Origin of the sequence: Mesoflavibacter sp. CH_XMU1404-2 (assembly GCF_037029465.1) — a bacterium.
Lineage (GTDB): Bacteria > Bacteroidota > Bacteroidia > Flavobacteriales > Flavobacteriaceae > Mesoflavibacter.
This window is the reverse complement of record NZ_JAYMEM010000001.1, coordinates 156,925-169,367: the sequence shown is the minus strand read 5'-3', so window position 1 is coordinate 169,367 and position 12,443 is coordinate 156,925. Positions and strand designations below refer to the sequence as shown.

The 12,443-nt window shown below is 31.4% G+C and carries 11 protein-coding genes and 1 tRNA gene; 8 read left to right on the top strand and 4 right to left on the bottom strand.

Translation table 11 applies throughout. From position 1 onward, the window contains the following. The first annotated feature begins 42 nt into the window (after positions 1 to 42). Both WA327_RS00845 and WA327_RS00840 read left to right on the top strand, forming a co-directional pair. On the top strand, positions 43 to 225 hold the full coding sequence (locus tag WA327_RS00845; protein WP_336065372.1) for a CPXCG motif-containing cysteine-rich protein: 183 nt from the start codon (positions 43 to 45) through the stop codon (positions 223 to 225). Between the two features lie 59 nt (positions 226 to 284). Then, positions 285 to 357 (top strand) — tRNA-Met (locus WA327_RS00840). A 37-nt stretch (positions 358 to 394) separates the two neighbouring features. Here the strand turns inward: WA327_RS00840 and WA327_RS00835 are convergent. Further along, positions 395 to 1,081 (bottom strand): NrtR DNA-binding winged helix domain-containing protein, encoded by a 687-nt coding sequence (locus WA327_RS00835; RefSeq protein ID WP_336065370.1) that lies wholly within the window; start codon positions 1,079 to 1,081, stop codon positions 395 to 397. A gap of 234 nt (positions 1,082 to 1,315) precedes the next feature. Here WA327_RS00835 and WA327_RS00830 point away from each other — a divergent pair, with 234 nt between their 5' ends. Both WA327_RS00830 and WA327_RS00825 read left to right on the top strand, forming a co-directional pair. After that, complete coding sequence (locus tag WA327_RS00830) at positions 1,316 to 2,968, top strand: SusC/RagA family TonB-linked outer membrane protein (RefSeq protein WP_336065368.1); 1,653 nt, start codon at positions 1,316 to 1,318, stop codon at positions 2,966 to 2,968. 225 nt (positions 2,969 to 3,193) lie between these two features. Next, the gene (locus WA327_RS00825; RefSeq protein ID WP_336065366.1) at positions 3,194 to 3,454 is read left to right on the top strand and encodes a hypothetical protein; all 261 of its coding nucleotides are present in this window, start codon (positions 3,194 to 3,196) and stop codon (positions 3,452 to 3,454) included. 112 nt (positions 3,455 to 3,566) lie between these two features. On the opposite strand, the gene WA327_RS00820 is transcribed toward WA327_RS00825, so the two are convergent. Continuing rightward, positions 3,567 to 5,489, bottom strand: a complete 1,923-nt coding sequence (locus WA327_RS00820) for a glycoside hydrolase family 97 catalytic domain-containing protein (RefSeq protein ID WP_336065363.1) — start codon at positions 5,487 to 5,489, stop codon at positions 3,567 to 3,569. 126 nt (positions 5,490 to 5,615) lie between these two features. Between WA327_RS00820 and WA327_RS00815 the strand changes: the two genes are divergently transcribed. Further along, entirely contained in the window at positions 5,616 to 6,074 is a 459-nt protein-coding gene (locus WA327_RS00815; RefSeq protein ID WP_336065360.1) for an RNA methyltransferase, read from the top strand. A gap of 27 nt (positions 6,075 to 6,101) precedes the next feature. Further along, a complete protein-coding gene (gene era, locus WA327_RS00810; protein ID WP_336065359.1) occupies positions 6,102 to 6,986 on the top strand; it encodes a GTPase Era in 885 nt (294 codons plus the stop codon). A 1-nt stretch (position 6,987) separates the two neighbouring features. Here era and WA327_RS00805 read toward each other — a convergent pair whose 3' ends face one another. Continuing rightward, positions 6,988 to 7,485, bottom strand: coding sequence for a GTP-binding protein (locus WA327_RS00805; RefSeq protein ID WP_336065358.1), 498 nt, complete (start codon positions 7,483 to 7,485; stop codon positions 6,988 to 6,990). Between the two features lie 99 nt (positions 7,486 to 7,584). On the opposite strand from WA327_RS00805, the gene der reads away from it, so the two are divergent. Next, positions 7,585 to 8,892 (top strand): ribosome biogenesis GTPase Der, encoded by a 1,308-nt coding sequence (gene der / locus WA327_RS00800; RefSeq protein ID WP_336065356.1) that lies wholly within the window; start codon positions 7,585 to 7,587, stop codon positions 8,890 to 8,892. A gap of 123 nt (positions 8,893 to 9,015) precedes the next feature. Beyond that, positions 9,016 to 11,799, top strand: coding sequence for a TonB-dependent receptor (locus WA327_RS00795; protein ID WP_336065353.1), 2,784 nt, complete (start codon positions 9,016 to 9,018; stop codon positions 11,797 to 11,799). 149 nt (positions 11,800 to 11,948) lie between these two features. Here the strand turns inward: WA327_RS00795 and WA327_RS00790 are convergent, their stop codons facing one another. Continuing rightward, positions 11,949 to 12,425: a TPM domain-containing protein gene (locus WA327_RS00790; protein ID WP_336065350.1), complete on the bottom strand. Its 477-nt coding sequence runs from the start codon at positions 12,423 to 12,425 to the stop codon at positions 11,949 to 11,951. Between the last annotated feature and the right edge of the window lie 18 nt (positions 12,426 to 12,443).

The window sequence follows — 12,443 nt, the reverse complement described above, 5'->3', positions numbered from 1 at the left end:
AGTCAGCTTTTAAGCTGACTTTTTTTATTTATAACCTTTACTATGTTAGAACATTTTTTTACTTGTCCATACTGTTGGGAAACGATATCTATGTTGTTAGATGTAAGTGCAAGAAAACAAACTTATGTAGAGGATTGTGAAGTATGTTGTAATCCTATTCAAATAACTCCAATATTTGATGAATCAGAACTAGTTAGTTTTGAAGCGATTAATATAGAACAATAATTTTTTTACTAATTATACTTGTTAAATGTAAAAAGGGTTGTATATTTGCAGTCCAATATCGCGGGATAGAGCAGTAGGTAGCTCGTCGGGCTCATAACCCGAAGGTCACAGGTTCGAGTCCTGTTCCCGCTACTAGATAAAAAGTCTTTCAATATTTGAAAGGCTTTTTTTATATCTTAAAAATAAATCCGTCGTCTACTTTTTTCTTGTATTTGCTTTCATCAAAGGTGTATAAAAAAGACCCTTTTCTAGAAGAATTCATATCCTTTTCATCAAGCTTAACAAGTATATCTAAAGTATTAATTTTACTAGCAAAGTTTCGTTTATCAAGTTTGGTTCTTAAAATAGATTCGTATAATTTTTGAAGTTGTTTCATGGTAAATTTTTCAGGTAACAATTCAAAACCAATAGGTTTGTGTGTAGCACGATATCTTAATCTGTTTAATGCATGCCTTACCATTATATCGTGGTCAAAAATTAGCTTTGGGATTTTGTCTAAAGCAAACCATTTGGCAGAATATTCTTCTTCTAAAGCACTATGGGTTTCTATATTGATTAATGCATAATAACTTACAGAAATAGTTCTATCTACAGGATCACGATCTACTTCACTATAAGTATTAAATTGTTCCATGTAAATATCATCATAACCTGTTAGGTGTTTAAGAACTCTATTTCCGGCTTGATTTAAAGTTTCATCTTTTTTTAAAAATCCGCCAATTAGAGACCATTTTCCTTTTTCAGGTTCAAAATCTCTTTTTATTAATAAGATTTTTAGTTTGTTTTTTTCAAAACCAAAAATGATACAGTCTACTGCAAGTAAAACCTTATCTTCTTTAGAATAGTTATTAAGCATTTGTAAGAATTGAGGAATAAAGATATTTATTCTAGTTAAACAAAACAATGTAAAGGTATTTAATTTTAATTATAAATGTATAAAATACAATTATTAATTATTGAATTTGATAGGTGTTATAATGTTAAATCGTTAAAAATTAGTGTTAAAATTTGGTTAATTAAAAAAAATGTACTTCTTTTGATAAGTGTAAAAAAAACACTTATAAATTTTTTCAACTAAAAACTAACAAATATGATAACGACTAATTGTAGTTATGGTAATCATTTGAAAAAGAAAATGAGAAGATCATTACTTTTAATGATTGCTTTTGTTTTTTCATTAAGTATTTATGCTCAAGAAAAAACAATTACAGGGCAAGTAACGTCCTCAACAGACGGAATGGGTTTACCTAGTGTAAACGTTGTAATTAAAGGAACATCAAAAGGAGTGTCTACAGATTTTGATGGTAATTACTCAATTGAAGCATCTGCAGAAGATGTTTTAGAATTTAGTTTTATAGGATTTAAGACTAAAGATGTTGTAGTAGGAGCTCAATCTACAGTAAATGTAACTTTAGAAGAAGATATTTCTAATCTTGATGAAGTTGTAGTTGTAGGTTATGGTACAAAAAAGAAGTCAGACTTAACTGGTTCTGTTAGTGTTGTAAATGTAGAAGATGCTAAAAAAACCGTTACTTATGATGTGGCTAAAATGCTTCAAGGTCAAGCGCCAGGTGTGCAAGTTAAGTCTAACGGAACTCCAGGTGGTTTTGTAGATATTAAAATTAGAGGTATTACTTCTTTTAGAAACAGTAATCCCTTATTTGTTATAGACGGTGTAATTACAGATTCGCCTTATGATTTTGCAACGGGAGATATAGAGTCTATTCAAGTGCTTAAAGATGCGTCTTCAGCAGCTATTTATGGTGCTCGTGGAGCGAATGGTGTTGTGATTATTACAACAAAAAAAGGTAAAGAGGGCAAACTTAATGTGTCTTATCAATCTTTAATAGGTTTTCAAAGTGTGCCAAAATCAAGATGGTATTCTTTAGCAAATAGAGAGCAATATCAAGAGCTTGTAAGAGTAGCAGAAACTAATGCGGGTGTAACACCTTCTTTAGCAAATTATCCAGATGATCCTGCGTATATTGATGATGTAGATACAAATTGGCAAGAAGAAGCTTTTAGAACAGGAGTAATTCAAAATCATTCGTTAACATTTAATGGAGGTAATCAGGCAGTAAACTATAATTTTAACTTAGATTATTTTAACAATACGGCTTATTTTGAAACTCCTCAAGATTATGATAGGTATGCTCTTAATTTAAATTTAGGTGGTCAGAAAGGTAAGTTTAAATATGGGGCAAAAGTTGCATACACTCAATCAGATAAACAAAATTTTAATGAATATCTTCCTGGTACTTCTTCTATAATAAGTCTTTTACAAGCTATACCAACAATGCCTGTTTATGATTCAAGCCGTAAAGGTGGTTATGGTGGTACTACAGAGTTAGCACAAAGGGCTATTTCTTTAAATGTGATTGGTTTTAATAATTTAATTACAAATACAAATCAAAGAAATAGATTTTTAGGTAACGTTTGGGGAGAGTTTGAAATTTTAAAAGGATTAAAATATAAAATTAATGTTAGTGCAGATAAATTAATTTGGAATGACAGGTACTATAATCCTCCAAGCAATTTAGGTTGGTATTATGTTACAGAAAATGCAGAAGCTAGAATGAGTTTAAATAATGGTAATGTGACAAGAACAATCTTAAACAATACTTTAACTTACGAAACAACAATTGCAGATAAACATAAGATAGATGTGTTAGTTGGTATGTTAGATGAAAGAAGTGACTTACATCGCGTAATAACAAACTCTCAAGGTTTTGAAGATGGATAGATACCTATTATACAAAATGGAGATAATATTACTGGAGAAGAAAGAAAAGAAGTAGAAACTTATAAGTCTTTAATTAGTAGATTAAATTATACGTTTGATGATAAGTATTTACTAACTTTTAATTTTAGACAAGATAAATCGTCAAAATTTGCACCAAGAAATAATACAGGAAACTATTTTTCTTTTTCGGCAGGATGGAAATTACATAAAGAAAGCTTTATTAACTTGCCAGATTGGTGGAATACAGCAAAAATTAGAGCGGGTTATGGGCAGTTAGGAAATAACACGATTGGTGTTTATGAATTTGCGCAAACAATAAACCCTTATGCATCATATGGATTTGGGGGAGCAGACGGTACACCTTACACTAGTGGTTCATCTGTAATTAATATAGTAGACCCTGATATTAAATGGGAAGACACTGAATCTACAAACGTAGGTGTAGATTTAGGTATGTTTAATAATAGATTGCAATTTCTATCTTAGTTGTTATTGTTGTAATTGGAGTGATGATTTTCTTCAACGGAAAATAAATAATAAATACTTTCAACTAAAACTAAAAAGAGGTTATTCTTTATTGAATAACCTCTTTTTTTGATTAAAACTTAGCAACAAATCCTCCGTTGGGTTGTAGTTTGATGGTTGTTAAGTTTTTGCTATTAATCATTGACTTATCAAAGGTTTCATTTTTATCAGTAATGATATAACCGTCTTTGTCTTTAATAAAAGATAAATCAAGTTGTAATTCTTTCGGTTTATTTTCACCATTAATACCAACAATAAACCAAGTGTTTTCTTGTCGTCTTGCTATAATAACATCTTTACTTGGATAGCCAGTTATAAATTTAGATTGGTCCCAATTGGTTGGTATTTCTTTTAAATAATCCAAAATAAAATCGGGTTGTTTGTACATGCCAGTTGGTGTTTCGGCAATGTGTTGTATTCCTGATAAAAACAAAACAGGTAAAGCTAACTCAAAAGTTTTGGTTGTTTTTCTTTCAATACCTGGTATGCTATCTAAAACCATTGGCGTAAAATCCATTGGGTCAAATAAGTTTCTGGTAAATGGTAACGTAGCGCAATGACTAGGTTGTAGATCTGCTATATCTTGAAAGAAAGTGATAAATTCTTGCCCTTTTATAGCTTCTACAGTCATTAAATGCGGATAAGTACGATGCCAACCTCTAGGTAAAGTAGCGCCATGAAAATTAACTAGTAATTTATAATCTGCAGCATCTTTTAAAATATTATGATAGTAGGCAATCATAGATTGTCCATCGCCGCCAAAAAAGTCAATTTTTACACCTGAAATCCCTAAATCGTTCATACGTTTAAACTCTCTAACTCGATCTTCGTGAGTTAGTAATTTACTCTTTGGGTGATATGGCGTTGTGTTCCAATCTCCAGAAGAATTATACCAAACAATTAGCTTTACGTCTTTAGTTTTTGCGTAATCGGCAAGTGCTTTCATTTTTTCGTTACCAATGGTTGTGTCCCAGTTCACATCTATTAAGCAATAGCTCCAATGCATTGTAGAAGCATAATCAATAAACTGTTTTGTGGTGTCGTAATTAACAGAATCGTCTTTAAGTAAAGCCCAACTCCAAGATGCTAATCCACTTTTTATAAAAGACGTATCCATGTTAATGGCTTTATCGGCTAAATCTGTACCTAAAGTGCTTTCTGTAATAGTTTTTAAATCGCCAATAGCAATAACACGCCAAGGTGTTAACCAAGGTGTTTTTGACTCTGGATTTAGTGCGCTATCTGTAAAAATTTCCTCTTTTTGAGGAAATGTTATCTTCAACGCTTCATCTGTATTGTTGTATTGTAATCTACTTCCACAGTAATTAGAGTTTAAACCAGTTTCGGTAATCGCAATCCAAGTTTGGTTAGTGTTAAATAACGCAGGAAAAACCCAACCTTCTTTAATAGATGAAGGTTTATTTACGGGAATTTCCATATCATAATGTTCTTCATAAGAAGGATTAGTATGTTCCCAACCTGTTTTTGCTTTAGACATAGGTTGTAAAAAACTTTTGGTGTTTTTATTAAAATTGAACGTTGTTTTTTCGTCTTTAATTTTAAAAATACTGTCAGAAGTTTCAGGGAATTCATATCTAAAAGCAACACCATCGTCAGATAAATTAAAAATGATATTTAGCTTTTTATTGTCTTCATTTTTTAATGATATGGTATATTGTTGGGCTTCGTAGATTATTTCTTTTTGCTTACCATGAAATAAACTGTATTGATCTGTTATAGTTTTGGCTTCAGAAACATTTAAAACAGATAAGTTGCTATAAAAATTGCTGTCGTTTCTGTCAATACCTAAATAAGATGTGTCTAAAATTGTATTGTTTTTGTGACTAATTGTATAAAAAGGACGTTGGTTTTTATCCAAATTAAAGGTTAAGGAAATAGTTTTGTCTTTGTTTTCAAAAACATGATTTTGTTTAGTTTGTTTACATCCAAAAAGCGTAAACGCTAGTAGAATAGTAGTTAGTAGTAAGTTTTTCATTTATAAGTGTTTGTTTTACACTTTTAAATTACTCATTTTTTTTCATATAGAAATGCTTAAGAAAAAGAAAAACAAGAATTGATTTATAGAAATTACAAATCGCATTAAATAACCTATTTTTGCACTATGATTGATAATTTTGAAAACGAATTTTTTGGCATTGGTATCCTTAACGGAAAAACACCAGAAAACCTTGGTGTATTATGGCGATCTGCACAAAATTTAGGCGCTAGTTTTATTTTTACCATAGGTAATCGTTACGCCAAACAAGCTTGCGATACGCATAATGCTGTAAAATCTATGCCTTATTTTCATTATGAAAATTTTGAAGAGTTTTATAAAAATCTTCCTAAAGGCGCAAGATTAGTTGGTGTTGAATTAACCGAGAGTGCACAACCTTTAGAAACCTTTAATCACCCAAGACGCTGTGTTTATTTACTCGGAGCAGAAGATCATGGTTTATCTAACGCAGCAATAGAAAAAAGCCATTTTTTAGTTAAATTTAAGTCGCAATTAAGCTTAAATGTATCGGTTGCAGGAAGTATTGTGATGTATGATAGAGGAATTAACAAACCAAGGTCGTAACTTTGCACTTTAAAATAATAATTACACATGAGTCATAAAGCAGGTTTTGTAAATATAATTGGTAACCCTAATGTGGGTAAATCTACATTAATGAATGCTTTTGTAGGCGAAAAATTATCTATCATCACTTCAAAAGCGCAAACTACAAGACACCGTATTTTAGGAATTGTAAATGGTGAAAATTTTCAAGTGGTACTAAGTGATACACCAGGAATTATAAAACCAGCTTACGAGCTGCAAGCGTCAATGATGGATTTTGTAAAATCTGCTTTTGAAGATGCAGACGTTTTAGTTTACATGGTAGAAATAGGAGAGAAGGAATTAAAAGACGAAGCCTTTTTTAAAAAAATAACCAACTCAAAAATACCTGTATTACTTTTAATCAACAAGATTGATACTTCAAATCAAGAACAATTAGAAGAGCAAGTAAAACTTTGGGCAGACAAAGTGCCAAACGCATTGTTGTATCCAATTTCTGCATTAGAAGGATTTAACGTAAAAGAAGTTTTTGAAAAAATTATCGAGTTACTTCCAGAAAGTCCAGCGTTTTACCCAAAAGATCAATTAACAGATAAACCAGAACGTTTTTTTGTAAATGAAACTATTCGAGAAAAAATTCTTCTAAACTATAAAAAAGAAATTCCTTACGCAGTAGAAGTCGATACCGAAGAGTTTTTTGAAGAAGAAAACATTATTCGTATGCGATCTGTAATTATGGTAGAGCGCGACACTCAAAAAGGAATTATTATTGGTCATAAAGGGAGCGCCTTAAAAAAAGTAGGTGTAGAAGCAAGAAAGGACTTAGAGAAATTTTTTGGCAAGCAAGTACATTTAGAACTTTATGTAAAAGTGAACAAAAATTGGAGAAGTGACCAAAGACAACTTAAACGTTTTGGGTATAATCAAAAGTAGATTATTCGTCTAAAACATTACTCATAAAAGTATAGAGTGCCGTCATTTCATCTTGGTTGGCGTTTTTACTAAAGCTACCAGCAAAGTAAAGCACAAACCACAAAAGTACCATAAATACCATGCCCCAAATTTGCAGGTAATAATCGGTTTTTAAAGCATAATTAGAATATGCCCAAATAGCAAATGCTATAAAAAAACCAGCAACTGCAAAATGAAAAAACATAAACATAGTCCAAACCGTTGGGTTAGGTCCAAAAAGACCGTAAAGTTGGCTTTTATGATCTTCGGTTTCGTTGATTTCTAAATGTAATTGTGGCGTCCAAAAACGTTGTTTAGCTTTTGGGAATTTAATAAAAACATGATCATCAACTCTTGAAACTACAAACTCTTTTTGTGATGTTTTTTTAGCTTCAAAAGCTTTTAAAACAGATGTGTTATCTTTGTTTAATTCAATTTTAAAACGCGGTCTTAAAATTACTTCGTTTAAATTTTCGTTCATAATTAATTCATAATAAACTAAAATACTGTTTTTTATCGAACTAAACACTACCTTTGCACTCGCTTGCAGGATATGTAATGCAGATTAAAACACAAAGATATGAGTAGTATTGTTGCCATAGTAGGAAGACCAAACGTAGGTAAATCCACTTTTTTTAATAGATTAATTCAACGTCGCGAAGCTATCGTAGACGCAGTAAGTGGTGTAACTAGAGATAGACACTACGGAAAAACAGACTGGAATGGTCGTGAGTTTTCATTAATCGATACAGGCGGATATGTGGTTGGTAGTGATGATATTTTTGAAGCTGAAATTGATAAGCAAGTAGAATTGGCTATTGACGAGGCAGATGCTATTATCTTTATGGTAGATGTAGAATCTGGTGTTACCGGAATGGATGAAGATGTTGCACAATTACTTCGTAAGGTTAAAAAACCAGTATTTTTAGTTGTTAATAAAGTAGATAATGCAAAACGTGCCGAAGACGCTGTAGAATTTTACAGTTTAGGACTTGGTGATTATTACACAATTGCCAGTATAAATGGTAGCGGAACAGGTGATTTATTAGACGCTTTAGTCGAAGCGTTACCAGAACCTAAAGAAGACGAAAGAGAAGAAATCTTGCCAAGATTTGCAGTTGTTGGTCGTCCAAATGCTGGTAAATCGTCTTTTATAAATGCGTTAATTGGTGAAGATAGATATATCGTAACCGATATTGCAGGAACAACAAGAGATGCAATTGATACAAAATATAACCGTTTTGGTTTTGAATTTAATCTAGTTGATACCGCAGGAATACGTAAAAAATCTAAAGTAAAAGAAGATTTAGAATTTTACTCTGTAATGCGAAGTGTAAGAGCTATAGAACACTCAGACGTATGTTTATTAGTGGTAGATGCAAACAGAGGATTTGATGGACAAGTTCAAAATATTTTTTGGTTGGCAGAACGTAACCGAAAAGGAATTGTAATCTTGGTCAATAAATGGGATTTAGTAGAAAAAGACCATAAATCAACAGTTCAATTTGAAAAATATATCAGAGAACAAATTGCGCCTTTTACAGATGTACCAATTGTATTTATTTCTGCGTTAACAAAACAGCGTATCTATAAAGCTATAGAAACTGCTGTTGAGGTTTATAATAACCGCACTAAGCGTATAAAAACTAGCGAGCTTAACGAAACGTTACTTCCAATAATTGAGAGTTATCCGCCACCAGCTTACAAAGGTAAGTTTGTAAAGATTAAGTATATCATGCAGTTACCAACGCCGCAACCACAATTTGCATTTTTCTGTAATTTACCACAATATGTGCGTGATCCTTACAAAAGATACTTAGAAAATAAATTAAGAGAAATCTACGATTTTCAAGGTGTCCCAGTAAGTGTATATATGCGTAAAAAGTAAATTTAGCATAACTTTAAGTTTATTTTAAGACCTTAAATACTACAACAAGTATATTTTCGTTTTTTATTTATAATCAAGCACTTCCTAACTAAACGTGCTATCAAATCAATCAAAAAACAACCAATGCGCAAATTACTTTTTGTAGCAGCTATTTTATGTAGCTCACTTTCGTTTAGTCAATCTAAAGACTTTAAAATTTCAGGAACAATTGTAGCCGAAGAAGATAATACACCTTTAGAAGCAGCAACCGTTTATTTAGAACGCGAAAGAGACAGTAGTTTGGTTACTTATACAATTTCAGATAAAGATGGAAGCTTTCAATTAGAAGATAAAACATCAGACCAAAATCTTAACCTTTTGGTGTCTTATGTTGGTTACCAATCCTACAAGCAAAAGGTAGCTATCAATAAAAATAATATAGTGTTAGGTGATATTAAACTAAAGGTAAGCAGTAATGCTTTAGATGAAGTTTTAATTAAGTCTTCAGCACCAGTAACTATAAAAAAGGATACATTAGAATTTAACGTAAAGTCCTTTAAAACCAAAAAAGATGCAACGGTAGAAGATTTATTAAAGCAATTGCCAGGTGTTGAAGTAGATGAAGAAGGAACAATTACCGTAAACGGAAAAGAAGTAAATCAAATATTAGTTAACGGTAAGCCATTTTTTGGAAATGATCCAACAATTACTACTAAAAATTTAACCAAAGAAATTATTGAAAAAATACAAGTAGTAGATACAAAAACAAAAAGTGAAGCTTTTACAGGAGAAGAAGGTGATGCCGAAAATAAAACCATAAACCTTACTATAAAAGAAGAGAATAATAAAGGAGTTTTTGGTCGTGTCGCAGCAGGAGCAGGAACCGATAAACGCTATGAGTTTGCCGGAATGTTTAACCGTTTTGATAACGATCAACGCTTTAGTGTTTTAGTTGGTGGTAACAATATAAATTCACCAGGATTTAGCTTTGGTGAAATAGAAAAAATGTTTGGTAGCGGCGGTAGTCGTTCTTGGAACAGTAATGGCTCTTTTAGTATTAACGGAAGACAATTTGGTGGCGGACAAGGTATTACCACATCAAGATTAGCAGGTGCAAATTTTGCAGATAATTACGGTAAGGCTTTAGAAGCATCTGCAGATTATTTTTACTCTGGAAGTAGCTCAGAAAACGAATCAAATTCTCAAAGAGAAACCATTCTTTCAGATTCAAGATTCTTTACTAATTCAAGTTCAAGATCGACAAGCGAATCCGATTCTCATACCGCTAACGCAGACTTTGAAATTGAGGTAGACACCACATTTATGATTAATGTAAGACCGCGTTTTTCATTCACCAAAACAAATACAGATTATACAAGTAATGACCAAACTTTAGATGAAGATCAAACATTAACAAACCAATCGTCTTTAAATTCATTTGTAGAAAATAAAGTAAAGAATTTTTCAAATGAAATTAGTGCCACTAAAAAGTTTGGAACCAAAGGTGCTTTTTTAAGATTAAATATTGATAATAGTATCAATAATAATGAAAGTGATGATTTTATAAATTCTACAGCTGATGTTTTTGGTGCAACTCCAGAAACTATTATAAGGGATCAATTTACAGATGGTGATAATAGTAGTTCTAATTTAAGAGCAGATTTAGAGTATAGATTACCAATTAAAGCGAAAGAAATTTTTGTGAAGTTTGGCTATCAATATCAAAATAATAAAGACGAAAACAGACAAAGTACCTTCGATTTTAATAATGCAACTAACAGTTATGACGATTTTAATCTTGCATTAAGTACAGATTTTGAATATAGAGATATTAGAAATTCGCCAGGTATCGAGTTTAGTGTTCAAAAAGAAAAATGGTCAGCACGTTTAGGAGCAGATTACGTTGCAAGAACATTAAAAAATAATGACGGATTAAGACCTCAATTTAATGTAGAAAGAGACTTTGAAGCAATCGAGTTAAACTCTAGTTTTAGTTACAGGTTTAGTAAAAATGCTTCAACTTACATAGGTTATAATTTAAGAAACAGACCACCAGCATTAAGACAGCTTCAAGCTTTTGAAGATGTATCTAATCCCTTAAATACAGTAATTGGTAACCCTAATTTAAGTCCAACAAACGAGCATAGTGTTTACGCAAACTTTAACTCGTTTAACTGGCAAGAAAAAACAGGGTTTTTCCTTTATTCAAATATTACCATTACAAATGATGCGATTGTATCTAGAACAACTATTGACCCAGAAACATTAACAAGGGTTACAACTTATGACAACGTAAACGGTAATAAAAGTGGGTACTTTGGTGGTAGTTTTAGAAAGAAATTTAAAATAGACTCGTTAAGAAGTTTTAGAGCAAGAGTAGGAATGTGGGGAAATTTTTCTGAAAATGTAAACTACAATAACGATGTGCAATATTCTAGTAAACGATTAGGTGTAACCCCAAATGTTGGTTTTGATTACATTCATAATAAAGTATTTGAATTTAGACCACGTTATCGTATATCTTTCACAAACAACAAATATGATATTGATGCTTTTGAAGATAGAAACTTTACCTCTCATAACTTAGACTTAAACACTGCATTTTTCTTGCCAAAAGGCTTTGAGTGGAGAAACGATATTGCGTATAATTACAATCCAAATGTGGCTGACGGTTTCCAAAAAGACGCTTGGTTCTGGAATGCAAGTGTCTCTTATTCTGTGCTAAAAGACAAAGGTTTGGTAACCTTAAAAGTTTACGATTTGCTTAACCAAAATACCAACGCAAGGCGAACCGCAACTTTAGATTACATAGAAGACACGCAAAGTACCGTTTTAAGACAGTATTTTATGCTTAACTTTAGTTGGAAGTTTAATAGTTTAGGCGCAAAAGGAGAAAGCGGAGATGGAGGTATGTATTTTATGGATTAAAACTATTTAATAATAGGTAATGTCATTTCGACAGAGCGAAGCATGAGCGACGAGAAATCTCATTAAGCGAAGATTCTTTTCTATTCTCTATTTTAATGATAATGAGTGAGAAATGTAAAATTTTTAAATGAATTATTTGGTTTAAGTAATCAATACCATTTAGTCTTTACAGAATCTAATACCTGTCTTACACCTTGATAGTACAACTGGTTTTTAAAATTTGGAATTAGTGTAGATTCAATTAAATGATAACAAACACTATCAGTTAAAACAGTTTCAGTACCATAACCCGTAGCAAAAGCAACTTGTCTATCACTTTTAGCAATTAAAAGTAATAATCCATTGTTTTTATCTGCTTTCCCTACGCCCAAGTTTTGACCAATATCAGTCGCGTATTTTAGAGCTTTTGTGTTTTCTGGTAAAGAATCTATGCTCATTACACAAATTTCATTAGTAGTTAGTTTTTCATAATTTAAAATGAAATTAGTAAGAGAATCTTCTTCAACTTTAGAAAATATATCAGCATAATCTTGAACAACTGCTTGATTATGTTTTGAGTTTTGCTGAGGTTTTGTTTTACAAGATATACAAAAAACTAAGGCTAATACAAAAATAAAATATTTCATCTAAAAGAATTTATATTG